The 25608-nt window shown below is 65.6% G+C and carries 24 protein-coding genes; 13 read left to right on the forward strand and 11 right to left on the reverse strand.

Features of this window, described 5'->3' with window-relative positions; translation table 11 throughout:
* Positions 1–18 precede the first annotated feature (18 nt).
* From FG486_RS09625 to FG486_RS09655, 7 genes are all read left to right on the forward strand, one after another.
* Positions 19–2745: a TonB-dependent receptor domain-containing protein gene (locus tag FG486_RS09625; RefSeq protein WP_181267360.1), complete on the forward strand. Its 2727-nt coding sequence runs from the start codon at positions 19–21 to the stop codon at positions 2743–2745.
* Positions 2746–2941: 196 nt separating this feature from the next.
* Positions 2942–3850: a type II secretion system protein N gene (locus tag FG486_RS09630; RefSeq protein ID WP_082751191.1), complete on the forward strand. Its 909-nt coding sequence runs from the start codon at positions 2942–2944 to the stop codon at positions 3848–3850.
* The gene (gene gspD / locus FG486_RS09635) at positions 3847–6042 is read left to right on the forward strand and encodes a type II secretion system secretin GspD (RefSeq protein WP_181267361.1); all 2196 of its coding nucleotides are present in this window, start codon (positions 3847–3849) and stop codon (positions 6040–6042) included. Before FG486_RS09630 ends, gspD begins: the two co-directional genes overlap by 4 nt.
* Complete coding sequence (gene gspE / locus FG486_RS09640; protein WP_181267362.1) at positions 6039–7628, forward strand: type II secretion system ATPase GspE; 1590 nt, start codon at positions 6039–6041, stop codon at positions 7626–7628. Before gspD ends, gspE begins: the two co-directional genes overlap by 4 nt.
* Entirely contained in the window at positions 7621–8829 is a 1209-nt protein-coding gene (gene gspF, locus FG486_RS09645; protein ID WP_066283312.1) for a type II secretion system inner membrane protein GspF, read from the forward strand. Before gspE ends, gspF begins: the two co-directional genes overlap by 8 nt.
* An 11-nt stretch (positions 8830–8840) precedes the next feature.
* On the forward strand, positions 8841–9311 hold the full coding sequence (gspG, locus tag FG486_RS09650; RefSeq protein ID WP_066283314.1) for a type II secretion system major pseudopilin GspG: 471 nt from the start codon (positions 8841–8843) through the stop codon (positions 9309–9311).
* A 79-nt stretch (positions 9312–9390) separates the two neighbouring features.
* Positions 9391–9984, forward strand: a complete 594-nt coding sequence (locus tag FG486_RS09655; protein ID WP_241695684.1) for a GspH/FimT family pseudopilin — start codon at positions 9391–9393, stop codon at positions 9982–9984.
* Here the strand turns inward: FG486_RS09655 and FG486_RS09660 are convergent, their stop codons facing one another.
* From FG486_RS09660 to ypfJ, 3 genes are all read right to left on the reverse strand, one after another.
* On the reverse strand, positions 9985–11151 hold the full coding sequence (locus FG486_RS09660) for an alpha-hydroxy acid oxidase (RefSeq protein ID WP_181267363.1): 1167 nt from the start codon (positions 11149–11151) through the stop codon (positions 9985–9987).
* A gap of 126 nt (positions 11152–11277) precedes the next feature.
* Positions 11278–11805 (reverse strand): hypothetical protein, encoded by a 528-nt coding sequence (locus FG486_RS09665; RefSeq protein ID WP_181267364.1) that lies wholly within the window; start codon positions 11803–11805, stop codon positions 11278–11280.
* An 81-nt stretch (positions 11806–11886) separates the two neighbouring features.
* The gene (gene ypfJ, locus FG486_RS09670) at positions 11887–12762 is read right to left on the reverse strand and encodes a KPN_02809 family neutral zinc metallopeptidase (RefSeq protein ID WP_066280987.1); all 876 of its coding nucleotides are present in this window, start codon (positions 12760–12762) and stop codon (positions 11887–11889) included.
* 140 nt (positions 12763–12902) lie between these two features.
* On the opposite strand from ypfJ, the gene FG486_RS09675 reads away from it, so the two are divergent.
* The 3 genes from FG486_RS09675 (at position 12903) to FG486_RS09685 (ending at position 16183) form a co-directional block, all read left to right on the forward strand.
* Entirely contained in the window at positions 12903–14057 is a 1155-nt protein-coding gene (locus FG486_RS09675) for a patatin-like phospholipase family protein (RefSeq protein WP_181267365.1), read from the forward strand.
* A gap of 32 nt (positions 14058–14089) precedes the next feature.
* Positions 14090–14680, forward strand: coding sequence for a DUF4893 domain-containing protein (locus tag FG486_RS09680; RefSeq protein ID WP_181267366.1), 591 nt, complete (start codon positions 14090–14092; stop codon positions 14678–14680).
* Positions 14681–14845: 165 nt separating this feature from the next.
* Positions 14846–16183 carry an amidohydrolase gene (locus FG486_RS09685; protein WP_181267367.1) on the forward strand — a complete coding sequence of 446 codons (1338 nt, stop codon included), beginning with the start codon at positions 14846–14848 and terminating at the stop codon, positions 16181–16183.
* Here the strand turns inward: FG486_RS09685 and FG486_RS09690 are convergent, their stop codons facing one another.
* A complete protein-coding gene (locus FG486_RS09690) occupies positions 16184–17002 on the reverse strand; it encodes a division plane positioning ATPase MipZ (RefSeq protein WP_171007814.1) in 819 nt (272 codons plus the stop codon). It lies immediately after the preceding gene.
* Positions 17003–17115: 113 nt separating this feature from the next.
* Between FG486_RS09690 and panC the strand changes: the two genes are divergently transcribed.
* On the forward strand, positions 17116–17961 hold the full coding sequence (panC, locus tag FG486_RS09695; RefSeq protein WP_181267368.1) for a pantoate--beta-alanine ligase: 846 nt from the start codon (positions 17116–17118) through the stop codon (positions 17959–17961).
* Between the two features lie 107 nt (positions 17962–18068).
* The gene (locus tag FG486_RS09700; RefSeq protein WP_023839049.1) at positions 18069–18365 is read left to right on the forward strand and encodes an SEL1-like repeat protein; all 297 of its coding nucleotides are present in this window, start codon (positions 18069–18071) and stop codon (positions 18363–18365) included.
* A 5-nt stretch (positions 18366–18370) separates the two neighbouring features.
* Here the strand turns inward: FG486_RS09700 and FG486_RS09705 are convergent, their stop codons facing one another.
* From FG486_RS09705 to FG486_RS09730, 6 genes are all read right to left on the reverse strand, one after another.
* Entirely contained in the window at positions 18371–20419 is a 2049-nt protein-coding gene (locus tag FG486_RS09705) for a S9 family peptidase (RefSeq protein WP_181267369.1), read from the reverse strand.
* A gap of 77 nt (positions 20420–20496) precedes the next feature.
* Entirely contained in the window at positions 20497–21645 is a 1149-nt protein-coding gene (locus FG486_RS09710) for a GNAT family N-acetyltransferase (RefSeq protein ID WP_181267370.1), read from the reverse strand.
* Complete coding sequence (locus FG486_RS09715; protein ID WP_171007813.1) at positions 21642–22427, reverse strand: glycerophosphodiester phosphodiesterase family protein; 786 nt, start codon at positions 22425–22427, stop codon at positions 21642–21644. The genes FG486_RS09710 and FG486_RS09715 overlap by 4 nt, the downstream gene beginning before the upstream one ends.
* Complete coding sequence (locus tag FG486_RS09720; protein ID WP_181267371.1) at positions 22399–22866, reverse strand: RidA family protein; 468 nt, start codon at positions 22864–22866, stop codon at positions 22399–22401. Before FG486_RS09720 ends, FG486_RS09715 begins: the two co-directional genes overlap by 29 nt.
* Positions 22867–22896: 30 nt before the next feature.
* Positions 22897–23568 carry an HAD family hydrolase gene (locus tag FG486_RS09725; protein ID WP_181267372.1) on the reverse strand — a complete coding sequence of 224 codons (672 nt, stop codon included), beginning with the start codon at positions 23566–23568 and terminating at the stop codon, positions 22897–22899.
* Between the two features lie 16 nt (positions 23569–23584).
* Positions 23585–23875: a DUF3572 family protein gene (locus FG486_RS09730; RefSeq protein ID WP_066281007.1), complete on the reverse strand. Its 291-nt coding sequence runs from the start codon at positions 23873–23875 to the stop codon at positions 23585–23587.
* A gap of 75 nt (positions 23876–23950) precedes the next feature.
* Between FG486_RS09730 and FG486_RS09735 the strand changes: the two genes are divergently transcribed.
* Positions 23951–24313: a response regulator gene (locus FG486_RS09735; protein ID WP_031318539.1), complete on the forward strand. Its 363-nt coding sequence runs from the start codon at positions 23951–23953 to the stop codon at positions 24311–24313.
* 25 nt (positions 24314–24338) lie between these two features.
* On the opposite strand, the gene FG486_RS09740 is transcribed toward FG486_RS09735, so the two are convergent.
* Positions 24339–25586 (reverse strand): acetyl-CoA C-acetyltransferase, encoded by a 1248-nt coding sequence (locus FG486_RS09740; protein ID WP_066281008.1) that lies wholly within the window; start codon positions 25584–25586, stop codon positions 24339–24341.
* Positions 25587–25608 lie beyond the last annotated feature (22 nt).

Here is a 25608-nt window from a genome sequence, read left to right on the forward strand (position 1 = left end):
GAATTTCTGGAGGGACATATGGCGAAGTTCACGCCGCTTTCATTCGCTGCATTGCTGATGGTCAGCTCGGCGCTGGTTTCGCCGGCGGCCTTTGCCCAGGAGGCGCCCGCGCCCCAGGCCGATGCTCCCGCCGCCCCCGCTGCCGATGCCCCGGCCGAAGACGTGCCGGCCGAAGACGATATCGAGATTTCGGGTCCGGGTGCCGGCGGCAACAGCGAAATCGTGGTGCGCGGTGTCTTCATCCCCAATGTGATCAAATCGACCCCCGAAGTCGTCTCGGTGCTGAGCGAGGCGGACATTGCCCGCACCGCCGATGGCGACATTGCCGGGTCGCTCCAGCGCGTGACCGGCCTCAGCGTCGTCGGCGGCCGCTTCGTGTTCGTCCGCGGCCTGGGCGAGCGCTATTCGCTCGCGCTGATGAACGGATCGCCGCTGACCTCGCCCGATCCGCTGCGCCGCACGGTGCCGCTCGACATCTTCCCGACCAGCGTCATCGCCTCGACCACCATCCAGAAGAGCTATTCGGTCGACTATCCCGGCGAATTCGGCGGCGGCGCGATCAACCTCACCACCAAGTCGGTACCGCGCGACCCGTTCTTCAAGATCGAGTTCAGCACCGGCGGCGACACGATCACCACCGGCGAGGTCGGCTATACCTATTTCGGTTCGTCGACCGACTTCACCGGTTTCGACAATGGCGCGCGCACGCTGCCGCGCAACCTGCGTAACGCCTTTGCCTCGGGCAATCCCATCACCGCCGGAGCCAATTTCACCGCCGCGCAGGTGCGTGACCTGACCGCGAGCCTGGCCAATGCCAACACCTCGCTGATTCAGCGCAACAACAACATTCCGGTCAATTTCTCCGGCCAGCTCAGCGGCGCGACCAACTTCCTCGTGGGCGACGTCAATATCGGCATTGTCGGTGCAGCCGGCATCAACAACACCTGGCGTACGCGCGGCGGCGTGCAGCAGATCTCGCAGGGCATCGTGCCGCAAAATGGTGTCGACGCGCTGCTGCCGGACATCAACTTCAATTATCTGACGACGGAAAACCGCATCGTCGTCAACGGCCTGTTTGGCGTGACGGCCGATGTCGGTGAGCACAAGTTCAAATGGACCAACGTGTTCATCCGCGACACGGTGAAGGACGCCTCGATCCGCGAAGGCATCGATGCGCGCATCACCGACACGCGCCTGATCAATCGCAGCCGTACCACCTGGTTCGAACGTCAGCTGATCAACACCCAGTTTGTCGGCGAGATGAAGTTCGACGACTTCCGCCTGAACTTCCGTGGTAGCTATGCCAATTCGCAGCGCGAAGCGCCGTACGAGCGGACCTTCGACTATACGTTCAGCGCCGCCGCGAACGATTTTGTCAACGACCTGCAGTCGGCGGGCGAGGGCGCGCGCATCGCGTTCAGCGACCTCGACGACAATGTCTACGGCGCGAATGTCGATCTGGCCTATGAGACCGATATCGGCGTGCCAATCACCTTCACGGCGGGCTATGCCTATTACAAGAACGATCGTACGTCGATCCGCCGCGACTTCCGCTTCCTGAGCGGCCAGGGCCCGCTGCCCTTTGCCGTGTCGCAGCAGCGTCCCGATTTCCTGCTGTCGGACTTCAACGTCTATACGTTCGATGTGCGCCTGTTCGAAACCTCGGGTTCGAACGGTGCGGCGGCCTATGACGCCGGGCTGGAAGTCCATGCCGGCTATCTGCAGTTCGAGGCAGAGCTGGCCGACAGCCTGCGCCTTCAGGCGGGTGTCCGCTACGAGGACGGCGACCAGTTCGTGATGCCGCTCGACCTGTTCGGCCTGGGCAGCGCCAATCTGGTTCCGACCAACATCAAGAAGGATGACTGGCTGCCGGCGGCGACGCTGACCTGGAACCTCGCTGAGAACATGCAGCTGCGCTTTGCTGCGTCGAAGACCATTGCCCGCCCGCAGTTCCGCGAACTGGCGCCGCAGCAGTATCTCGACCTCGAATTCGACCGCACGTTCTTCGGCAACCCGTTCCTGAAGAACAGCCGCCTGATCAACCTGGAATCGCGCTTCGAATGGTATTTCGAGCGTGACCAGCGCCTGACCGCCGCGATCTTCTACAAGGACATCAAGGACCCGATCGAGAATCTGGGCTTCCGCCAGGGCGATAACTTCTTCACCACCTTCGCAAACGCACCCAAGGCGACGCTTTATGGTGCGGAAATCGAGCTGGTGAAGTTCTTCGACCTGATCGATCTGGGCGGCACGTTCTTCGAAGCGCGCCGGATGCTGATCGCAGCCAACTATACCTATACCAATTCGGACGTGAAGGTGACCGCGCAGGACATGATCGCCGACCCGCTGAGCGGCGCGATGGTGGCGGCTTCGACCATCTTCCGCACCGGCGGCTTTGCGCTGACCGGCCAGTCGGACCATATCGCCAACATCCAGTTCGGCATGGAAAGCACCGGCGAGCGGCTGTCGCAGCAGACCATCCTGCTGTCGTGGAACAGCAACCGCGTCACCAATCGCGGTCCGGCCGGCCAGCCCGACTTTGTCGAATATACCGGCCCGCGGCTGGACTTCGTCTGGCGCGAAGGCTTCAAGCTGTTCAACCGGACGGGTGAGCTGAAGTTCGAGGCGCGCAACCTGCTGAGCACCGACTATGTCGAGTTCCAGCAGCTCAACCGCTCGCTGATCCTCAACAACGCCTATGAGATCGGCCGCGGCTTCCAGATCAGCGCTTCGTTGCAGTTCTGATCGTACGGGCGTCCGCCCATCAGGACCATGAAAGGGGGAGGCGGCCAGTGCGCCGGCTCCCCTTTTTCGTTCGCGCCCAGTGGGCTGCGCAGCATCACCTTCAAATATCTGTCACAAACTGGTAATCCAACCGTCACGGGCTGCGCCTAGCAGCATCGCGAGGCCATGGGGATCGGCCTGAAGCGGGGAGTGATTCGTGGCATCAGCGGCCCAGAATGGCGCGCAGACCGGCCTCAGTGCTTCGCTATCCCGTTTCCGTCTCGCGCGGTTTCAGGGGCAGCAGGGCGGCTGGACCAGATTTCTTCCGCAGGGTCTCTATGGCTGGCTGCGCGCGCTGCTCGTGCTGGCGCTGATCATCCAGGTTGCCCGGCTCGTCTGGACGATCGTCACGCCCATCGCCCCGCTGGGTGACTGGCAGGCGCGCACCGCGAACGTGATGTCGCCCGCCGCGCGTGCCGCGCTGTTTGCGAGCTTCGACGGTTTCGATCGCGCCGCTGCCGGGGGCGGCGAGGCGAGCGCAGCGGTCACCTCGCTCGATCTGACGCTCTACGGCCTGCGCATGAACGAGGCGTCGGGTGGTGGCAGCGCGATCATCGCGGGCTCGGACGGGGTGCAGCGCAGCTATGCGGTGGGCGAGGAGGTCTCGCCCGGGGTCAAGCTGGTGCAGGTGCTGTTCGACCATGTCGTGCTCGAACGCGGCGGGACGCGCGAAAGCCTGTTCCTTGACCAGTCGGTGCCTGCCGAGACCGTGGGCGATGCGCCGATGACCGCCGCTCCTGCGGCCGGTGCCGCTCCGCCCCCCGTCGTCCAGGCGCCCGGCCCGCTCAATGCTGAGGCGATCACCGCCGGCATCGGCTTTGCCCCGCGCATGGAAAATGGCCGCGCGACCGGCTTTGCCGTCACCCCCAAGGGCGATGGCGCAGTCTTTGCCCAGGCGGGCTTTCGCGCCGGCGACATCGTCGTCGAGATCAACGGCCGCAAGGTCAGCTCTGCCGCCGATGCCGCGGCGCTGACCGGCCAGCTCAAGCCCGGCGCGCGCCTGTCCTTGCAGGTCGAGCGCGGCACCGAAACCCTTCCCATCGCGATCATCATTCCGGAAAAATGAAAAAACACATCTCCCTTATCGCGTTGGGCGTCGCCCTCGTATTCGCCCAGCCCGCAGCCGCGCAGCACAGCCTGAACGTGCGCGATGCCGATGTGCGCGCGTTCATCGAGGATGCGGCGCAGGTGACAGGGCGCACCTTCATCATCGATGGCCGGGTGCAGGGCAAGGTATCGGTGGTGACCGATAGGCCGCTGAGCCGCAGCGAATATTTCGAGGTGTTCCTCTCCACGCTGCGCGCCAACGGTCTGATCGCGGTGCCGACGGCGAACGGGGCCTATCGCATCCAGCCGACCGATGGCGCGGCGTCCGCGCCGGGCCGGGTGGGCAGCCGGGGCGCGCAGAACGAGTTCGTCACCGAGGTGTTCCGCCTGCGCGCGATCGACGCGACAACGGCGGTCGAGACGCTGCGCCCGCTGGTCAGCCGCGAGGGATCGATCACCGCCAATCGCAGCGGCAACAGCCTGGTCGTCGCCGATTATGCGGACAATATCCGCCGGATCCGCGCGCTGATCGGTCAGATCGACCGCGACAATGCCACGACCCAGGTCATCACGCTCAGCCATGCCGGCGCGCGCGAGATCGCGATGACGCTGCAGCAGCTCGCCCCCGCGCCCGGCGGCGGCGCGGAAGGCGGCGGTGGTGCGCCCTTGGTGTCGGTGGTCGCGGTGGATTCGAGCAATTCGGTCGCGCTGCGCGGAGATGCGCCGACGGTCGCGCGGCTGACCGCGATCGCCAAGGAGCTCGATGCGCGCGCGGCAAACGGCAGCGAGATCCGCGTGATCTGGCTCGATTATGCCGATGCCGAGCAGCTGGTGCCGGTGCTGCAGATGATGGTCGGCGCGCAGGGTGGCGGCGGGGTGACGCCGATGTCCGCGACTCCTGCGGCGGCACCGTCTGCGAACGGCACTGCCCCTGCCGCAGCGTCGGCCCCGGTCGGCGGTGCCGTGGCGCTTTCCAACGGGCGCGGCCAGGCGATCATCACGCGTTACGAGGGCGCGAACGCGGTCATCATCTCGGCCCCGGTCGATGTCCAACGCTCGCTCGCCGAACTGGTGCGCCAGCTCGACATCCGCCAGGAACAGGTGCTGGTCGAGGCGATCATCGTCGAGATTTCGGACCGCGTCGCGCGCGAGCTCGGCGTGCAGTTCCTGATCGGCGGCAAGGACATCCCGTTCCTCGTCACGCCGTTCAGCAACGTCTCGCCCAACATTCTCGATATCGCGGGCGGTCTGCTCGCCGACGAACTCGACGAGACGACCACGGTCATCAACGGCAACACCGTCACCACCAGCAACAACAGCGCGGTGGGCAACCTGCTGCGCCAGAACGCAGCGCAGAGCATCCTGGGTGCGCGCGGGGGCTATTCGGGCTTTGCCGCCGATATCGGCAGCAACCGCGTGCTGGGCGCGATCATCAACGCGGTGCAGGAAGACAGCGAATCGAACATCCTGTCGACGCCGTCGCTGACCGTGAACGACAATGTGAAGGGATCGATCCTGTTCGGCCAGGAAATCCCGATCAGCACCGGCGAGGCGCTGTCGAACAATTTCGACAATGCCTTCCGCACCATCCAGCGCCAGAATGTCGGCATCGAGCTGGAGGTGAAGCCGCAGATCAATGCGGGCAACCAGGTCAAGCTCGACATCCGCCAGGAGGTCAGCTCGATCGTCGGCCCCGTCAGCGACGATTTCAACGAGCTCATCATCAACAAGCGCGAAGTGAAGACCACGGTCACGGTGAAGGACCGCGAGATCATCGCGTTGGGCGGCCTGCTCGACGATAACGAGCGGCGCACGCTCCAGAAGATTCCGCTGCTCGGCGACATCCCGATCCTGGGCGAGCTGTTCAAGTCGCGCGGCAAGCAGCGGACCAAGACCAACCTGATGGTGTTCATCCGCCCGACGATCCTGCGCACCGCTGCCGACGCGCAGGCGATCGCCGCGCGCCGCTACAATTATGTCCGCGCCGCGCAGATCGAGTTCGACCCCAAGGCCGAGCCGTCGCTCGACAAGATCGTGCTTGAATATCTCGGCGCGAACGTGCCGGTTGCGCCGCCCGCCGGGCCGAACGATCAGGTGGTGACGCCGCGCGCCATGCCCGGCACCGCGCCGATCGACAGCACGACGCTGCCGCCCAGCCAGCCAGCGCAGCAGCAGCAGCAGGAACTCCCGCCAACCGGAGGCCAGCCATGATCATCCGCAAGGGCGATGCGCCGGACGAAGCCGCCGACACCGCCGTTGATGCCGAGCAGCCAGCCGCTGTCGAACGCACGCTGACCCGGGTGATGCTCGACATTCCCTATGGCTTTGCCCGCGATAATGGCGTGGTGATGCTGGGCGAGATCGATGGGCGGCTGAAAGTCGCGCTACGCGAGGGTGCGGACCCGGTCGCGCTGCTCGAGGTGCGGCGCTATCTCGCAATGCCGTTCGATGTCGAGCTCGCGCCGGTAGCGCAGTTCGAACGCTATCTGTCCGATCATTATGCGGTCGATGGCAATGCCGCGGCGATGGCGAGTTCGCTCAACATCGATGGCGGCGATCTCGAGCTGCTGGCGAGCGACCTGCCCAGCGCCGAGGACCTGCTCGACAGCGCAGACGATGCGCCCGCGATCCGCCTCATCAACGGCGTGATCGCCGAGGCCGCGCGCCAGGGCGTGTCGGACATCCATATCGAGCCGTACGAGACCGGCCTCGTCATCCGCATGCGCATGGATGGCGTGTTGCAGGAAAAGCTGCGCATGCCCCCCAATGTCGCCCCGGTGATCGTCAGCCGTATCAAGGTGATGGCGCGGCTCGACATTGCCGAACGCCGTGTGCCGCAGGATGGCCGCATCGGCCTCACCATCGGCGGCAAGCTGCTCGACGTGCGCGTCTCGACGCTGCCCAGCCGCGCGGGCGAACGCGTGGTGCTGCGTCTGCTCGACAAGGAAAATGCCAATATGGATCTGGGGCTGCTGGGCATGAGCCCGCGCACCCACAAGATCCTGGCCGATGCGCTGGCCGAGCCCAATGGCATCATCCTGGTCACCGGCCCGACCGGATCGGGCAAGACGACGACGCTCTATTCGTGCCTCAAGCAGCTGAACGACGGTTCGCGCAACATGCTGACGGTCGAGGACCCGGTCGAATATGCGATCGAGGGCGTCGGCCAGACCCAGGTCAATGCCAAGGTCGGCCTGACCTTCGCCGCGGGCCTGCGCGCGATCCTGCGCCAGGACCCCGATGTGGTGATGATCGGCGAAATCCGCGACCACGAGACGGCCGAAATCGCGGTCCAGGCGTCGCTCACCGGGCATCTGGTGCTTTCGACCGTGCACACCAACGATGCGATCGGCGCGATCACCCGCATGCGCGACATGAAGATCGAGCCGTTCCTGCTCGCCTCGACGCTGCGCGCGGTCGTCGCGCAGCGGTTGGTGCGGCGGCTGTGCCCCGAATGCCGCGAGCCGGTCCAGGCCGATGGCTCGCTCGCCTCGCTGCTCGGCTTCGACAAGGGCACCGTGGTCTATCGCCCCGTCGGCTGTGACGCGTGCAATCATACCGGCTTTGCCGGGCGCATCGGCGTGTTCGAGGCGGTGCGGGTCGACGAGACCATCCGCCGCCTGATCAACGACAATGGCGACGAGGCGATCATCGCGCGGCACGCCTTCCTCAATGCGCCGAATCTCGGCTCTGCCGCGCGCGAGCTGGTGCGGACGGGCCAGACCACGGCGGAAGAGGCGATCCGCATCTCCCGGCGCGAGGCCGAGCCGGCGCCGCCCGAAACGATCGATGGCTGACTTTGCCTATCGGGTGATCGATGCCGCCGGGCGCGAGCGGGAAGGGCGCATCTCCGCCGCGTCCGACGCGCAGGCGCGCGCCGCGCTGATCCGAAAGTCCTTCCATATCGTCGCGGTCAGCCCCGCACCGCCGCGCAAGCCGCTGCTGTCGCGCGATGCCACCGCTCGGCTCAGCCCCAAGCAGCTCACCCTGTTCACCCGCCAGATGTCGTCGCTGATGAGCGTCAGCCCCTTGGAAGAGGCGCTGCGTACGATCAGCCGCCAGACCGAGAAAGCGAACGCGCGAGCGGTGCTGATCAACGTGCATGGCGGGGTGATGGAGGGCCAGTCGCTCGCCGAGGCGATGGCGCGTGAACCGCGCAGCTTCCCGCCGCTCTATCGCGCGATGATCAGCGCGGGCGAAAGCTCGGGCTCGCTGCCCGTCATCACCGAGCGGCTGGCGATGCTGCTCGAACAGCAGGCCGAGGTGCGCGGCAAGCTCATCTCGGCGCTCGCCTATCCGATCATCCTGACGCTGGTGGCGCTGGGCGTGGTCGCGGGGCTGATGATCTCGGTGGTGCCGCGCGTGGTCGAGCAGTTCGACAATGCGCAGACCCAGCTGCCGCTGATCACGCGCATCGTCATCGGTATCTCGGCGTTCCTCGCCGACTGGTGGTGGGCGATCCTGGCGGCGATGCTGCTCGCAGGGGTCGCCTTCTGGCGCGCGATGAAGGTACCGCCGTTCAAGTACCGCGTCGATACGCTGCTGCTCAAGCTGCCCTTTATCGGCCGTCTGATCCGCGACATGAACGCCGCACGGCTGGCGCGCACGCTCGCGACCATGGTGCAGAGCCGCCTGCCGCTGCTCGAGGGGATGAAACTGACCACCCGCACCGTGCGCAACAGCGTGCTGCGCGAGGCGCTCGAACAGGCCGTCGAGGCGATCCGCTCGGGCGGTTCGCTGTCTGCGGCGCTGCGCAATGCGGGCACGTTCCCGCCGCTGCTGGTCTATCTGGTTGCGAGCGGCGAAAGCGCGGGCCAGCTCGACATCATGCTGGAGCGCGCCGCCGATTATCTGGAGCGCGAGTTCCGCAATTTCACGACCACCGCGATGGCGCTGCTGGAACCGGCGATCATCGTGGTGATGGGCGGGGCGGTCGCGCTGATCATCCTGTCGATCCTGCTGCCGATCCTGCAGCTTCAGAACCTCACCGGACTCTAGAGGAAGACCCCATGTTGAACATCCGAACCCTGCTGTTGAAGCGCCTGAGCCGCGAAACCCGCAAACGCGCCAACGGCTTCACCCTGGTCGAACTGATGGTGGTGATCTTCATCATCGGCCTGTTGGCTACCATCGTCGTCATCAACGTGCTGCCCAGCCAGGACAAGGCGATGACCGAAAAGGCGCGCAGCGACATCGCGACTTTGTCGCAGGCGCTCGAAATGTACCGGCTCGACAATCTGGCCTATCCCGGCACGGCGGAAGGGCTGAACGCGCTGGTCACCGCGCCGCCGACGCTCGCCCAACCGGGCCGCTACCGCAGCGGCGGCTATATCAAGAAGCTGCCGCAGGACCCCTGGGGCCGCCCGTACCAATATGTCAGCCCCGGCACGACCGGCGCGTTCGACCTCTATTCGCTGGGCGCCGACGGCGCGCCGGGCGGCGAGGCGGAGAATGCGGACATCACGGCCGATGGGGCTTGAGCCTGATAAGTCCTCCCCCAGCTTGCTGGGGCCAACCCTTGTCAAATCCTCCCCCAGCTTGCTGGGGGAGGGGGACCATTTGCGCAGCAAATGGTGGAGGGGCAGCGGGTTCGCGCGTCTGATTGAGATGTGCGCCTCGCTTCCCCTCCACCCCGCCGCTGCGCGGCGCGGTCCCCCTCCCCGAGACAAGCTCGGGGAGGAATTTAGGAACGGCTTCACCCTGATCGAACTGATGGTCGTGCTGTTCATCATCGGCCTGGTGGCAGGCGCGGTGGTGCTGGCGCTGCCGGGAGATAGCGCCGCGCTGTCCGAGGATGCCGATCGCTTCGCCGCGCGCGTCGCGGCGGCGCGCGACGAGGCGGTGGTGAGCGCGCGCCCGATCGCGGTGTGGATCGCGCCCTCAGGCTATGGCTTCGATGCGCGGCAGGACCGCGCCTGGGTGCCGCTCGATGCGCGCACCCTGCCCAGCCAGGACTGGAAGCCGGGCACGATCGCGAGGATCGAGGGCGATACGGATGAAGGCGAGCAGAAGCCCGAGGATCAGGGCCGTGCGCGCTTCTGGTTCGATGCAACCGGCCTGCCCAACCGGTCCGTCACCGTGGTACTGGCGCGCGGCTCGAACAGCGACCGCGTCGTGATCAGCGCGACCGGTGAGGTCGGCCGCCCCAAATAGTCACCGCCAGCGCAGATTGCCCCGGCCAAGCTGGTCGAGGCGGGTCACCCCCATCAGCTTCATGCCGCGCTCGATCTCGCCGCGCAGATTGGCGAGCGTCCGCTCCACCCCGCGCTGGCCGCCGGCGGCGAGCGCATAGAGATACAGCCGCCCGCCCGAACAGGCCTTGGCCCCGACGCTGAGCGCTTTCAGCACATGCGTGCCGCGTGTGATGCCGCCATCGCAGATCACCTCGATCCGGTCGCCGACCGCATCGACGATTTCGGCGAGCTGGTCGAACGGGGCGCGGCTGCCATCGAGCTGCCGCCCGCCATGGTTGGAGACCATGATCGCCGTCGCGCCGATATCGACCGCGCGGCGCGCATCCTCGACGCTCATCACGCCCTTGAGGCAGAAGGGGCCGCCCCATTGGCTGCGGATCTGCTCGGCCATATTCCAATCCATGTTCTGGTCGAGCATCGTGTTGAAATAGTCGGCGACCGAGATCGCGGCATCGGTGCCGACGGCGACATGGCTTTCGAGGTTGGGCAGCGAGAAACGCTCGCGCCCCAGATAGTTGAGCGTCCAGCCCGGATGCGTCGCGAAGCTGATCGCCGATGATGGCGTCAGGCGCGGCGGCGAGGTGAAGCCGGTGTGCAGGCAGCGCTCGCGCTTGCCCGAAACGATCGTGTCCACGGTCAGCGCCAGCGCATCGAACTTCGCATCCTTCGCCGCCTGGATCAGCGCGGCGTTCAGCCCCTTGTCCTTGTGGACATAGAGTTGGAACAGCTTGGGGCTCGAAATGCTCTCGCCGATCTCCGCGAGGCTTACCGTGGCGAGCGAGGAAATGCCGAAGAAGGTGCCGAATTTCTCGGCGGCCGCACCCACCGCCTTCTCGCCGCGCCAGTGGAACAGCCGCTGCAATGCGGTGGGGGAGAGGAACAGCGGCATGTCGATCTTGCGGCCCATCAGCGTGGTCGACATGTCGATATCGGCAACGCCCGCGAGCACATTGGGAACGAGATCGCAGTCTTCATAGGCCTGAGTGTTGCGGTTGCGCGTCACCTCGTCATCGGCGGCCCCGTCGATATAGTGGAACACCGGATAGGGCAGCTTGCGGCGCGCCAGCTCGCGGAAATCATCGACCGTGTGGCAATCGCCAAGCCGCCGCACCGGAAAACGTCGCATGTTGTGCCCACCTTGATGTCACTGCCGCCTTCCGGCGAAAGCCGGAATCGGATAAGGCGGCATGGAACCGCCCCGCTGCTGGACTCCGGCTTTCGCCGGAGAACGGCATTTCATCAAGGGCTGAGTTTACTTCACTGCATTCGGCTCGGGGGCGGAAGGATATTTGCAGCCGCGCTGCAGGCCGACGCCCTTGAGGAAGCTGCGGCGCACGACACCGGCATAGACGGCGGCATTGTACCGCCGCTCCTGCGCCGCCGCGCCGGAAATCTCGCGGATCACGCCGCGAAAGGGGATGATCGAGTTGACGATGATGCCGCCGACCCGGCCTGCGGTCTGCTTGCGCTTCTCGTCGCGGCTGGCTTCGTTGACGACATCGAGATCCTCGCCCAGCACCGCGTCCATGTCGCCAATGGCGCTGCGGATCTGCGCGCAGGTCTTGATGCCCGCGAGCGAATAGGGCTTGTCCTGGATGCGCAGCAGATTTTCCGGAATGTCCTTCTTGTCGATGCCGACATCCTGCGCCGGCTGGGTGACGACATCCTCGGCCATTTTCTCAGTGGTCTTGGGGCGATCGGCCGCCTGATTCTGGGCAGCGGCGGGCAGGGCCGTGCCCAGAAGTGCGAGTGTTACGATGGCGGTAACGGTGTGGCGCATGGTTCTTCCCCTGTTGCATCGGCGTCGCATGCGACGCCCGTCTCAGCGCATACGCATCATACCGGCAAACGATGCGCCCAGTTACAACCGTGCCGCACTGAACGTGTCGCACTGCGCCGGATCGCCGGTCGTCAGCCCCTTCTTGAGCCAGGCCATGCGCTGGGCCGAGGTGCCGTGCGTGAAGCTTTCCGGAACGGGCCTGCGTCCTGCCGCCTTTTGCAGCGTATCGTCGCCGATGGCATTGGCGGCGGTCAGCCCTTCCTCGATATCGCCCGGCTCGATGCGGTCGCGGTTGCGCGCCGCCCACACCCCGGCATAGCAGTCCGCCTCCAGCTCCATGCGCACCTGCAGCTCGTTGCCTTCAGCCTCACTCGCTGCCTGTTGCGCGCGGCGGACCTCGTTCGAGCGCCCGGTGATCGTCTGGATATGATGGCCGACCTCGTGCGCGATGACATAGGCCTGGGCGAAATCTCCCGCCGCCTGGAAGCGCGTGGCGAGCTCGTCGAAAAAGCTGGTGTCGAGATAGATCCCATTGTCCGCCGGGCAGTAGAATGGCCCCATTGCACTCTGCGCCGCGCCGCAGCCAGAGCGGCCGTTGCGGTCATAGAAGGTCAGCGTGGCGGGCTGATATTGCTGCCCCTGTTCGCGGAAGATCGCGCCCCAGGTGTCCTCGGTGCTGGCGAGCACCTGGCAGCTGAACTTGCTCTTTTCATCGACCGCGCAGCTCTGCGCGGCATTCTGTCCGCCCTGCTGGGTCTGGACAGGCGCGCCGCCGGGCAGGCCGCCGCCCTGCATCAGGTCCATGGGGTTGATGCCGAAGACCAGGGCCGCGATGCCCAAGATGATGACCGTGCCGATCCCCATCTTGCCGCCGCCGATGGGAAGGTTGAAGCCGCCGCCGCCACCGCCGCGCTGATCGGAAATATTGTCGCTGGTGCGATAATCGTCGAGCTTCATGACCGGCGCTGTTCCCTTTTGCGGCTTGGCTTCGAACAGTAACACCGGAAGGTGCGATTTAGCACCATCGATTTTTTTCCGAACTGGTCTATTGTGCAGTGCGGCATAAATGCGCTGCCCCATGCCCTGGAGAAACTGGAATGCCCGCATCGCTCGAACAGATGGACCTGCAATCGGCCGCGGTGCCTTTGCCGCCGACGGTCGCCTTGCTGCTGCAGGGCGGCGGCGCGCTCGGCTCGTATCAGGCGGGCGTGTTCAGCGAACTGGTGCGTCAGAATGTACGGATCGACTGGGTCGCGGGCATCTCGATCGGCGCGATCAACTCGGCGATCATCGCGGGCAACGAGCCGCAAGTCGCATGCCAGCGCCTGCGCGAGTTCTGGGAGCTCATCACCTCGGGTGCGCCAAATTTCGTCTGGGGGGACAGCGACGCGCTGCGCGAGATCAACCATTTTGCAGGCGCCGCTGCCGCAGCGACGGTCGGCGTGCCGGGCTTCTTCCGCCCGCACCTGATCCCTGCGCCAATGGCCTGGCCGGGCACGCCAGCGGCGGTCAGCATGTACGATACCAGCGAGATGGCCAAGACGCTCGATCGGTTCGTCGATTGGGACAGGCTCAACAACGGGCCGGTGCGCTTTTCGGTCGGCGCGGTGAACGTGGAATCGGGCAATTTCTATTATTTCGACACGCGCGATCCGCAAGGCCCGCAGACCATCGACGCGCGGCATATCCTGGCCTCCGGCGCGCTGCCGCCGGGCTTTCCGCCGATCGAGATCAACGGCAAATATTACTGGGACGGCGGTTTGGTCAGCAACACGCCGCTGGCCTATGTGCTCGAGAACCAGACCAGCGACATGCTCGCCTTCCAGGTCGATCTCTTCCCCGCCAAGGGCGAGGTGCCGACCAAGTTCGCCGATGTCATGAGCCGCGAGAAGGACATCCGCTATTCGAGCCGCACCCGCCAGGTGACCGATTATTATCTCAAGCTGCGCAAGGAGCATGCGGCGCTGCGCAACGTGCTGTCGATGTTGCCTGCCGACATGTGCAGCCAGCCCGATGTGCAGCGCGTGCGGGCACTGGTGACCGACAATGCGGTCAACATCGTGCACCTGATCTACAAGGTGCAGAAATGGGAGAGCGGGATGCGCGATTTCGAATTCTCGCGCGCGACGATGGAGGTGCACTGGCAGCAGGGCATAGACGCAGTGCGCGCGACGATGCAGAAAGGCGACATCCTGGCGCAGAACATTCTGGACGGAAAGACCGCCGCGTTCGATCTTGCGCCGCACAAATAGAGCCGCATGAGCAGATCGGCGGGAGAGGCGATATGGCAATGATCCTGAAAGTGCTGGGCGCATCTGCGCTGTTGCTGGGCACCAGCGCGGCCATAGCGGAGCGCTGGCAGGATGTCGCCACCCCCGCCGATGCCGCGCGGCTGAAGGACCGGGATGCGACTTTCGCCGCTGCGCTCAAGGAGGTTCGCGCGTCGGAATATGCGGGCGAGCTGGCGAAGAATCCGCTGCTCTACGATCCGGACACGCGCCTTGCCGACCCGCTGCCGCCCGAGGGCAAATACCGGTGCGCCACGCACAAGCTGGGCGGCCAGTATCTGGCGTTCATCGCCTATCCCGATTTCGTCTGCGCCATCTATGGCAGCGGCGACAAGAGGCAGTTCGTCAAGCTCACCGGATCGCAGCGCCCGGTCGGCTATATCCATGCGGACACGAAGCGCAGCGGCGTGTTCCTGGGGTCGCTGATGCTCGGCGACGATGCCGGGCTTGTGCCTTATGGCCAGGACAAGGAGCGCGATCTGGCGGGCACGGTCGAACGGATCGGCAAGGATCGCTGGCGGATCGTCTTTCCGCGGCCCTATTACGAATCGACGATGGACATTATCGATCTGCGGCCCGTGAAATAAGGGCCGCCCTCGTTGTCACCCCCGCGAAGGCGGGGGCCCGCTTTCCATTTCCCCGGATACGCAAAAGCGGGATTCCCACGTTCGAGGGAATGACGGGCGGAAACCCATTGGCGTAACCGCATCAAGGCGTTAGCCTGACCCCAACACATGTCTGGGGAGACACTCATGCCGGTCGCCAAGTTTCTCGCGCGCGCTGTTGCCGCATCCGCCCTCGCGCTTGTCGCAGCCACGCCACTCGCTGCGCAGGACACGATCCGTGCCGATATCGCCGCCGATATGTCGGGGCTGATGGACCTGTACCGCGACCTGCACGCCAATCCGGAACTGAGCTTCCAGGAAGTGCGCACCGCCAAGAAGCTCGCCGTCGAAGCGCGCAGGCTGGGCTTCGAGGTGACCGAGGGCGTCGGCAAGACCGGCGTGGTCGCGGTGATGAAGAACGGCCCCGGCCCGGTGGTAATGCTGCGCGCTGATATGGACGGGCTGCCGGTGGTCGAACAGACCGGGCTGCCCTTTGCCAGCAAGGTGCGCGCGATGAGCCCGGCGGGGATCGAGACCGGGGTGATGCACGCCTGCGGCCACGACACGCACATGACCGGCTGGGTCGCGACCGCGCGGCAGCTGGTCAAGCGCAAGGCCGAATGGTCGGGCACGCTGGTGATGATCCTGCAGCCGGCGGAGGAGATCGGCTCGGGCGCGGTGGCGATGCTCAATGACGGGCTGTTCACGCGCTTTCCCAAGCCGCAATATGTGCTGGGCTTTCACGATGCCGCGCAGGCCCCGGCCGGTTTCATCGGCTATACGCCGGGCTTCGCGCTCGCCAATGTCGACAGCGTCGACATCAAGGTGAAGGGTCTGGGCGGGCACGGCGCCTATCCGCAATCGACCAAGGACCCGATCGTGCTCGCCGCGCGCATCGTCACCACGCTGCAGACGCTGATCAGCCGCGAGCTCGATCCGCAGGATGCTGCCGTGGTCACCGTCGGCAGCTTCCAGGCAGGCGCCAAGCACAATATCATCTCGGACGAGGCGACGCTGCTGCTGACCGTGCGCAGCTATTCGGACGAGACCCGCGCGAAGATCCTCGACGGGATCAAGCGGATCGCGAAGGGAGAGGCGATTGCCGCCGGCGTGCCCGAGGACAGGATGCCCGAGGTCAAGCTTGCCGATACCTTCACCCCGGCGGTCTATAACAGCCCCGAATTCACCACCGAGATCGGCACGTTCCTGAAAGGCCGGTTCGGCGAACAGCGCGTCGCGCAGGTCGCGCCATCGATGGGCGGCGAGGATTTCAGCCGTTTCTACCGGGCCGATCCGGACAATATCAAGAGCATGATCTTCTGGGTCGGCGGGGTGCCTTTGGCGGAATATACCAAGGCGAAGAAGGAGGGCATTGAAATGCCCTCGCTGCACAGCCCGTTCTGGGCGCCCGAGGCCGATACCGTCATCGCGACCGCCGCCGAGGCGATGACCGCGATGACGCTCAAGCTGATGAAAAAGCCCTGATCAGATCAGCTGCGGCTGCCGTTCCGGCGAGCGGCTGCCCACGCCCGGCAGGTTGAGCGCGGAGACCATCTCGCGCAATTCCTGCCGCGCGATGATGTGGCTGGTGCCGAGGTCCGCGAGATGGCCCTTGTCGAGCAGCGTGAGGCCCGAGGGGAAGAGTTCGCGATAGACCACGCGCTCGGACAGGCCCTGGACATAGCGGAAGCCGACGCGTTTCGACAATTCGGCGAGCGCGGCATCGAGCCTGCGCTTGTTGCGCGCGTCGGTCTGCTGGGTGCGGTTGCGTAGGACCACCCAGTCGATCTCGATCCCGTCGGTCTTGGCGCGCGCCTTGCGCGCTTCCCAGATCAGCTCGGCATAGAAGCTCAGGCGGCGGACCTTGAAATTTTCCGGATCGACCTGGCCGATCAGGTCGAAATCGACGAAGCTGTCGTTGAGCGGAGTGACCAGCGTGTCGGCGCGGGTGGCGACGAAGCGCGCGAACTTGTCGTCGCGCCCCGGCGTGTCATAGACCAGGAAATCGCAATCGCCGCTCAGCGCTTCGACCATCTGTTCGAGCCGCGCCTGGTTGTCGTCCTTGAACACCTCGAACTTCGGCGTGGGCAGCTCGATGCCGCGGCGCTGCTGGGTCTGGACGCGGTTTTCCAGATAGCGGTGCAGCGTGCGCTGGCGCGGATCGAGGTCGATCGCGCTGACGCGAAAGCCCAGATACGACAAGGCGACGGCGACATGCACCGCGCTGGTCGATTTGCCGGTGCCGCCCTTTTCATTGGCAAACACGATGTGATGCGGAGACGCCTTGCGCGTCATCATGTCCATGGTCTTTCCAGCCCCTTCCAGCAGGCCCATGATTGTGCCAGTGCTGCAGTGTGAATCGCTTGGGCCATCCGCCCGGCGATGTTGCCGCGTTCCCTATCGGAGGCTTTACCAAGGTGCAAATCTTACGTCGGGTTGACAGGCTGCGGTCGGCGGTGTCGCTGCTCAGGGGGCAGGGCGGGCATGTCGCGCTGGTGCCCACCATGGGGGCGCTGCACGCCGGGCATATGCAGCTGGTGAAGGAAGCCAAGCAGCGTGCCGACCATGTCGTGGTGTCGATCTTCGTCAATCCCAAGCAGTTCGGTGCCAACGAGGATCTCGATGCCTATCCGCGCCAGGAGGACAGCGATGCCGCCATGCTGAGCGAGGCGGGCGTGGCGATCCTGTGGGCGCCCGATGTCGAGCAGGTCTATCCCGCGGGCTTCGCAACCAATATCAGCGTGGCCGGGGTCAGCGACGGGCTGTGCGGCGCGGCGCGGCCAGGCCATTTCGATGGTGTCGCGACGGTGGTCGCCAAGCTGTTCAACCAGGTTCAGCCCGACATGGCGCTGTTCGGCGAGAAGGATTACCAGCAACTGGCGGTCATCCGTGCGATGGCGCGCGACCTCAATTTCGGGCTCGACATCATCGGCGTGCCGACGGTGCGCGATGCCGACGGCCTGGCGCTGTCATCGCGCAACGCCTATCTCAGCAGCGAGGAACGCGCCGCTGCGGCGATGCTGCCGCGCGCGATGCAGGCGGGGATCGCGGTGATCGAGGCGGGAGGACCTGTCAGGGTCGCGCTTGAGGGCATCGAGCAGGCCTTGCTTTCGGCCGGATTCGCCTCGGTCGATTACGTCACGCTGGCCGATTCCCTGACGCTGGAACCTCTGGAAGAGGCCAACAGGCCCGGCCGTCTGCTGGTCGCTGCGCGCATTGGGCGCACGCGTCTGATCGACAATATGCCGGTAGCCCCGCGATGATTGTAAAACTTTTGGCATGGTATCTGCCGAATTAACCATTTCTTCACCATGGTTTCCCAATCTTGCCCCGTCGGAAAAACCGGCCATGCAATAGAGGGGCATGTGAGATGGCAAACAGTCTGAAGTCTGCGACCTTTTTGATCGAGAGTAAGCTCGCGGCGGCCGCGCGCGGCGATATCAACGCCTATTTTGAACTGGGCGTGGCGTTCTCCACCGGCGGGCACGGCGTCAATGTCGACCTGATCGAGGCGCACAAATGGTTCAACCTCGCTGCCGTGAAGGGCCATGAGGAAAGCCAGCTCTGCCGGGCCGAAATCTCCGAAGAGATGACCGCAAGGCAGATCGCCGAAGCCCAGCGCGAAGCCCGCGCCTGGCTCCAGCAGATTGCAGCGCGCGCCGCCTGATCGGGTCAGCGCGCTGCCTTTCGGTAGCGTTCGAACCAGGCGATGATCGCCGAAGCCTTGGCCGCGCTCTGCGACGGCCTCGCCGCGATTCCGCTATGGCTGGCGCCTGGCACTTTGACCAGCGCCGTGGGCACGCCGACCAGCTTGAGCGCGGTATAATATTGCTCTGACTCGCTCACCGGGGTGCGATAATCCTCGCTGCCGACGACCACCAGCGTCGGCGTTTTCACATTGGCGACCAGCGACAGCGGCGAGCGCGCCCAATAGCTCGCCTGGTCCTCCCAGGGCAGCTTGCCGAACCAGTATTTCGCAAAAAAGGCCGGGCCATCGGCGGTCAGGGCCTGGCTGGTCCAGTTGATCACCGGTTTCTGGGTGGCCGCGGCCTTGAACCGCGTCGTCTTGCCGACGATCCAGCTGGTCAGCACCCCGCCGCCTGAACCACCGGTGACGAACAGCTGGTCGGGATCGACAACGCCATCGGCAATCGCCTTGTCGACCATCGAGATCAGATCGTCATAGTCATTGCCCGGATAGGCATGGTGGATGAGGTTGGCGAATTCCGCGCCATAGCTGGTCGATCCGCGCGGATTGACCGAGAGCACGGCATAGCCTGCAGCGGCATAGAGCTGGTTGTCGGTCGAGAAATGCGGGCCATAGGCAGCGAAGGGTCCGCCATGGATTTCCAGCACAAGCGGCACGCGCTGCCCTGCTGCATAGCCCGGCGGCAGGGTCAGCCAACCTTCGATCTCGCGGCCATCGAACGACGAGGCGACGGTCATCTTGCGCACTTCGCCCAGCCGCTTTGATGCCATCAGTGACTGGTTGAGCCGGGTGAGCATCCGCGTTCTGCCCCCATTCGCCAGCATGACATCGGCAGGCTTGGTCGCATTGCCGCCCGAATAGGCGATCGCGCCATTCTTCGCGACGCTGAACGATCCGCCCGAATAGGGCCGGTCGAGCGCCGGGCCGGTCAGCCCGCGCACGATCTCGCGCACCGATCCGTTGAGGCCGATGCGCGCGACCAGCGTTTCGCCATGATCGTCATATTGCGCGATCAGCGCCTGGCCGTCGGGCGCCCAGACCATCGCATCGATGCTGCGGTCGAGCGACGGGGCTACCGCACGTTTGCCGCTGCCGTCGCGGTTCATCACATAGGCTTGCGCGTTGTGATAGCCGAGCAGCTTGTCGTCGAAACCGAGATAGGCGATCCGGCTGCCATCGGGCGAGACGACGGGCGATGCGTCCGGCCCGTCGCGATCGGTCAGCGCGGTGATGCTGCCGGTGGCGATGTCGAGCGCATAGATCTCGGCGTCCTGCGGGTCGTTTTCCCAATTGGGCGAACGGTTTCCGGAGAAATAGAGCGTCTGGCCGTCCTTGCTCCAGGTGAGGCCGCCGCCGTCATGATAATCGCCGAAGCTCAGCTGGCGGGGCGCGCCGCCGGTGGCGGGCACGACGAAGATCTTGTCGAAACCGGGCTTGAGATAGCCCGCACCATCCGCGCGATAGGTCAGCAGGTCATAGGTCTCGAGCGGCGCAGCCCAGGTCGCACCCTCGGGCTTTTCGGGCGCCTTGCCGAGCTTCAGACCCTCGGCGGGCACGAACATCGTGTACGCGATCTGGCTGCCATCGGGCGACCAGGCGATATTGCCGGGGCTTTCGGGAAGCCCCGTGATCCGCACCGACTGGCCGGTGCCGACCCAGCGGACATAAAGCTGCGGCGCGCCGCCCTCGGCCGTCGAGACATAGGCCAGGCGCTTGCCGTCGGGCGACCAGCGCGGCTGGCTGTGACTGCCGGGTCCGGCGGCAAGCGGGGTCAGTTCGCCGCTGGCATTGTCGATCAGCCAGATCGACGAGACCGCCTTGTCGCTCATCACGTCATTGGCGCGGCGCACGAACGCGGTCCTGCTGCCATCGGGCGAGATCTGCGGATCGGCGGCGACCTCGAGCGAGAACAGGTCCTGCCCGGTCAGCCGCGTATCGGGCACATTCTGCGCCAGCAGGGGGGCGGGGCTGGCACAAGCAAGCAACAGGGCGGCAAGACGGATCGTGCGCATGGGGCAGGCTTTCTATTGGAAGAACAAGGGCTTGGATGGGTGTCTAGCGCGGATCGTGCGCCCGGTTGCGGCCCGCGTCAAGCCTGTCGCTCGCCCTTGCGGAAAGGCAGCATCTCGGTCAGCATCTCGCGATCGGCAGCGACTGCGGCGCGCTCGCGCTCGAGGAAATCGGCGACCGCGCGGCGAAATCCTGGATCGGGGAGATAATGTGCCGACCAGGTGAGCTCGGGCGCATAGCCGCGCGCCATCTTGTGCCCGCCCTGCGCGCCTGCCTCGACGCGTTTGAGGCCGCGCGCTAGCGCCGCGTCGATCGCCTGATAATAGCATAGCTCGAAATGCAGGAACGGCTTGTCGACGGTGCAGCCCCAATAGCGGCCATAGAGCGTGTCGCTGCCGATGAAGTTGAGCGCGCCGGCGATCGGGTGACCTTCGACCTGGGCCAGGATCAGCAGGATGCGGTCGGCCATATTCCGGCCCATCAGGCTGAACGCCTCTCGGGTCAGGTACGGATGGCCCCATTTGCGCGCGCCGGTATCCTGGTAGAAGATCCAGAACGCGTCCCAATGCGCCTCGGTGATGGCGTCGCCGGTCAGGTGGACGATCTCCACACCTTCCTGCGCCCTGGCCCGTTCCTTGCGCAGATCCTTGCGCTTGCGCGAGGTGAGCGAGCCGAGAAAGCCCTCGAAATCGCCATAGCCTTCGTCATGCCAGTGGAACTGCGTGTCCGACCGCATCAGCCAGCCCGCCTGTTCGAACAGCGGCAGTTGCGCGGGCTCGATAAAGGTCGCGTGGACCGAGGAGAGGCCGTTCTGGTCGGCGAGATTTTCGGCGGCGCTCAGGATGGCGGGCGCCCATTGCGGATCCGCGAGCAGCAGGCGCGGACCGGTTGCGGGCGTGAACGGCACCGAAATCTGCAGCTTGGGATAATAGTGCCCGCCCGCATTCTCCCAGGCATGCGCCCAGCTATGGTCGAAGACATATTCGCCCTGGCTGTGGCTCTTCAGATAGGCGGGCAGCGCGGCGACCAGCCGGCCATCCTCGCCTTTGATCGTGATCGGCGCGGGGTTCCACCCCGTACCGCGCCCGACGCTGCCCGATTGCTCGAGCAGGCTGAGAAAGGCGTGGCTGACAAACGGATTGTCGGGTCCGGCCAGCGCATCCCATTGCGCCGCATCCAGCGCGGCAATGCTGCGACCGACCTCGGCGGTGATCGCACGCTCGCTCATGGCTGGGGCTGGCCTCGCTCGTAAATCGGTGCGTCGGCATATTCCGCCGCGATCGCGTACTGCTCGTCGGTGCGCACGGTCCAGGTCAGCACCGGCAGGCCTCGCGCGCGCTGGGCGGTCGCGAAGCTGCTTGGCAGGTCGCGAATGTCGTAGGCGAGGAAATCGGGCTTGGCCTGCCACAGGTCGCGATGGCGGCGCAGATTGCCCTTCCAGCCGCGTGCCTCCTCTTCGGTGATGACCAGGCCACGGGTGATGTGCTTGGCCTGGCGCCGGAACCAGGCGCTGACGGCAGGATCGAAGCTCATCACCGCCGCCTTGCCGCCATAGCCTTCCAGCGCGCGGCGTACCGCGAGGCACAGGGGCGCGACATGACCGCTTTCGGTCTTGATCTCGATCAGGATCGGCGCGCGACCGCGCACCACGCCCAGCACCGCGCCCAGCTCCGCAATCGCGCCATTCTGGCCGAGCAGGCGGATTTGCGTCAGTTCCGCCGCCGTCTTGCTGGCGACCCGGCCCTGCGCCAGCGTCAGCCGACCGAGCGAGAAATCGTGAAACACCACCGCGCGGTTGTCGACGCTGCGCTGGACATCGCATTCGATGCCATGGCCGGCCGCGATCGCCGCGGTGAAGGCGGGCAGGGCGTTTTCCAGCACCGGGCCATCCCACATGCCGTCATGCAGGCCGCGATGGGCATAAGGCTGCTCGCCCAGCCAGGCGATGCGTCGCTGCGCTGGCGCGGGGGCCAGCCAGCGGTCAAGCAGGCCGAACGGCGACAATGGCATCGATCTCCACCGCAGCGCCCAGCGGCAGCACCGGCACGCCGACGGCGCTGCGCGCATGCTGACCTGCGGGGCCGAACACCTGCACCATCAGGTCCGATGCGCCATTGGCGACCTTGGGCTGGGCGGTGAACTCGGGCGTGCTCGAGATGAACGCGCCGAGCTTGACGATCCGCTCCACTCGGTCGAGCGAGCCCAGCGCCGCCTTCATCTGCGCGATCAGCATGATGCCGCAGGCGCGCGCGGCGGCCTCGCCCTGCTCGAGCGAGACATTCTCGCCGAGCCGTCCGGTGACGACCTTGCCGTCGATAAAGGGCAGCTGGCCCGAGATATATAGCAGGCCGCCCACCTCGACCGCCGGGACATAGGACGCGACGGGTGCAGCGGGCTGGGGCAGTTCGACGCCCAGTTCGGCAAGTTTTTGTTCGATCGTATCGGTCATGGTCGTTTCAAGTCCTGCAGGAAAAGGGGATCAGGCGGCGGCCTGAATGCCGGGCGCTTGTGCGCCGTGTGCGAAGCGCTCGAGGATCCAGGCGAGCGCCTCGTCCCAACGGTCGATGCGTGCATGGGCGTGCCCGGCATTGGCAGCGCAGGCGATATGCGGCGCAAGGCCTTCCTCGCCCACCATGTGCAGCCGCCAGACATGCGGCACATGCTCGGCGGCGGATTCATGATGCTGGGGCAAGTCGTCGACAAAGATCGCGACGCTGGGATTGTGCTCCTCGACGATGCGCTTGAGCGGCTCGCCCTTCGGCCCCTGGTTGCACACCACGCGGTGGTGGAGGCCGAACCGCGCGAGCTGCTCGCTGCGCGCCTGCTGGCGGTTATCCATCAGATTGGTCAGCACGACGATATCGGCATGTTCGCCGATCGCCTTCAGCGCCTCGACCGCGCCCGTGATGGGCGTCTGGCGGTGCATCTCGGTATCGAAAAATGCGCCCAGCAGCGGCCAGATATCGCCAGGCTTCACCGCCTCGCGCGTCTTGCGGTCGATCAAGGCCTTGGCGAAATCGCCGCCCGAAAAGTCGAAATCGATATCGTGTTCCTCGTCCAGCCACGCCTTGAACGGCGCGACCATGTAGAGCAGCACCTCGTCGCAATCGGTGACCAGCAGGGGGCGGGAAGGGGAATTCGTCGCGCTCATCAATACTCCATCTCGTTCAATGCTGGCGTTCCAGCTCGATCCGCGCATTGACCAGCCGCACCGGCGTCGTGCCGATCGCATCTGCCGCCGCCACCAGATCGGCTTCATAGCCCTCCAGATAGCGGATGATCTCGGACAGGATGCGCGGGCTGTTGGCCCCTTCGCGCAGGTCTTCCGCCGTCATGCCGGTCAGCGCCAGCAACCGCGAAGCGCGGTCCTGATCAACGAGCAGCCATCCCAGTGCCATCAGCGCGAGAGTGGCTGCGTCATCCTTTCCGTGCTCGCCTGCACCGATTGTGTCGCCCACGGCTTTCGCCTACATCCCCAGTTGTTATCAACGCCCCCGGATAGTTCGACCCGGCAGAATTGGATAAGCGGTTCAGTGGCAAAAAGAGTGCTGGTTGTCGAGGACAACGACCTTAATCGCAAACTTTTCTGCGATCTGCTCAGCGCACACGGCTTCGCGGTCGAGGGGCTGGCCGATGGCCGCGAGGTGATGGAGCGCGCGCGCCAGTTCGTGCCGGGGCTGATCATCATGGACATCCAGTTGCCGCATGTCAGCGGGCTGGAGCTCATCGAGGCGATCAAGGCCGATCGCGACCTGCGCCTGATCCCGATCATGGCGGTGACAGCCTATGCCGGCAAGGGCGACGAGGACCGCATCCGCGCCGCGGGGGCCGAGGGCTATGTCTCCAAGCCCGTCTCGATCGGCCCGTTCATGGCAGCGGTGAACGCGCTCGTCTGAGCCGCGCCCACCGCCTGCATGTCCGTCAGATCCGCTCGATGATGATCGCAGGCGCCATGCCGCCCGCCGCGCACATCGTGATCAGGCCATAGCGGCCGCCCGAACGCTCGAGCTCGTCGAGCGCGGTGCCGATCAGCATCGATCCGGTCGCCCCGATGGGATGACCCAGCGCCATCGCGCCGCCGTTGATGTTCACCTTCTCGCGGTCGAGATCGAGGTCGCGGATGAACTTTTCGGCGACCACGGCGAAGGCTTCGTTGATTTCCCAGACGTCGATATCGTCCTTGGAAAGGCCAGCGCGCTCGAGCGCCTTCTTGGCCGCAGGGACGGGCGCGTTGAGCATCAGCGTCGGGTCATCGCCCATGTTGACATAGGTAACGACGCGCGCGCGGGGCTTGAGGCCGTGCTTGTCGGCATAATCCTTCGAGGTCAGCAACAGCGCGGCGGCGCCATCGACCACGCCCGAGCTGTTGCCCGCGTGATGGACATGCTCGATCTTGAGATCGGGATAGCGGCGGTTGATCTGCTTGCGGAAGGTGGTGCCGCCGATCTCGAAATCGGCCATGCCGGCAAAGGCGGGCTTCAATGCAGCGAGGCTCTCGGCAGTGGTATCGGGCCGGGGGAATTCTTCCTTGTCGAGCGCGACGCTGCCATCGGGATTGTGCACCGGCACCACCGACTTGTCGAACCGGCCTTCGGCGATCGCGCGCGCGGCGCGCTGCTGGCTGACCAGCGCCAGCGCATCGAGGTCCTCGCGCGAAATGCCCTCCATCGAGGCGATGGCATCGCCGCAAACGCCCTGGTGCGATTGCGGGTGCAGTTCGTCGAGCGCAGGGTTGTGCGATCCCATCAGCGGCGGAGGCATGCCGGCATTCGCCTCGGCCGCAGCAACGACCTGGGTATAGCTCATCATCTCGGTGCCGCCGGCGATGACGCAGTCTTCCATGCCCGACATGATCGCAGCCGTGGCAAGGTTCACCGAGGTGATGCCGCCGCCGCAGAACCGGTCCAGCGTCATGCCGCTCGCCTTGATGTCATAGCCCGCCGCGAGCGCCGCCATGCGGCCGAGATCGCCGCCCTGCTTGCCCTTCTGCGTCGAGGTCGACCAGATCACGTCATCGACGGTGGCGGTGTCGAGGCCGTTGCGCTCCTTGATCGCCCTGAGCACGGTGGCGGCGAGATCCTGCGGGTGCAGGTGCGACAGCGCGCCCTTGCCGGGCTTGCCGACCCCGCGCGGGGTGCGGACGGCATCGATGATATAGGCTTCGGCCATGTTCAGGCTCCTCTCCAACTGG

It is taken from the genome of Blastomonas ursincola (assembly GCF_013607875.1).
GTDB lineage: Bacteria > Pseudomonadota > Alphaproteobacteria > Sphingomonadales > Sphingomonadaceae > Blastomonas > Blastomonas ursincola.

What these genes read in the sequence shown, in the direction of transcription:
- FG486_RS09625 (WP_181267360.1), top strand. Translation starts at nt 19, where the DNA reads ATGGCGAAGTTCACGCCGCTTTCATTCGCTGCATTGCTGATGGTCAGC.
- gspD (WP_181267361.1), top strand. Translation starts at nt 3,847, where the DNA reads ATGAAAAAACACATCTCCCTTATCGCGTTGGGCGTCGCCCTCGTATTC.
- gspE (WP_181267362.1), top strand. Translation starts at nt 6,039, where the DNA reads ATGATCATCCGCAAGGGCGATGCGCCGGACGAAGCCGCCGACACCGCC.
- gspF (WP_066283312.1), top strand. Translation starts at nt 7,621, where the DNA reads ATGGCTGACTTTGCCTATCGGGTGATCGATGCCGCCGGGCGCGAGCGG.
- gspG (WP_066283314.1), top strand. Translation starts at nt 8,841, where the DNA reads ATGTTGAACATCCGAACCCTGCTGTTGAAGCGCCTGAGCCGCGAAACC.
- FG486_RS09660 (WP_181267363.1), bottom strand. Translation starts at nt 11,151, where the DNA reads ATGCGACGTTTTCCGGTGCGGCGGCTTGGCGATTGCCACACGGTCGAT.
- FG486_RS09665 (WP_181267364.1), bottom strand. Translation starts at nt 11,805, where the DNA reads ATGCGCCACACCGTTACCGCCATCGTAACACTCGCACTTCTGGGCACG.
- ypfJ (WP_066280987.1), bottom strand. Translation starts at nt 12,762, where the DNA reads ATGAAGCTCGACGATTATCGCACCAGCGACAATATTTCCGATCAGCGC.
- FG486_RS09675 (WP_181267365.1), top strand. Translation starts at nt 12,903, where the DNA reads ATGCCCGCATCGCTCGAACAGATGGACCTGCAATCGGCCGCGGTGCCT.
- FG486_RS09680 (WP_181267366.1), top strand. Translation starts at nt 14,090, where the DNA reads ATGGCAATGATCCTGAAAGTGCTGGGCGCATCTGCGCTGTTGCTGGGC.
- FG486_RS09685 (WP_181267367.1), top strand. Translation starts at nt 14,846, where the DNA reads ATGCCGGTCGCCAAGTTTCTCGCGCGCGCTGTTGCCGCATCCGCCCTC.
- FG486_RS09690 (WP_171007814.1), bottom strand. Translation starts at nt 17,002, where the DNA reads ATGGACATGATGACGCGCAAGGCGTCTCCGCATCACATCGTGTTTGCC.
- FG486_RS09700 (WP_023839049.1), top strand. Translation starts at nt 18,069, where the DNA reads ATGGCAAACAGTCTGAAGTCTGCGACCTTTTTGATCGAGAGTAAGCTC.
- FG486_RS09705 (WP_181267369.1), bottom strand. Translation starts at nt 20,419, where the DNA reads ATGCGCACGATCCGTCTTGCCGCCCTGTTGCTTGCTTGTGCCAGCCCC.
- FG486_RS09710 (WP_181267370.1), bottom strand. Translation starts at nt 21,645, where the DNA reads ATGAGCGAGCGTGCGATCACCGCCGAGGTCGGTCGCAGCATTGCCGCG.
- FG486_RS09715 (WP_171007813.1), bottom strand. Translation starts at nt 22,427, where the DNA reads ATGCCATTGTCGCCGTTCGGCCTGCTTGACCGCTGGCTGGCCCCCGCG.
- FG486_RS09720 (WP_181267371.1), bottom strand. Translation starts at nt 22,866, where the DNA reads ATGACCGATACGATCGAACAAAAACTTGCCGAACTGGGCGTCGAACTG.
- FG486_RS09725 (WP_181267372.1), bottom strand. Translation starts at nt 23,568, where the DNA reads ATGAGCGCGACGAATTCCCCTTCCCGCCCCCTGCTGGTCACCGATTGC.
- FG486_RS09740 (WP_066281008.1), bottom strand. Translation starts at nt 25,586, where the DNA reads ATGGCCGAAGCCTATATCATCGATGCCGTCCGCACCCCGCGCGGGGTC.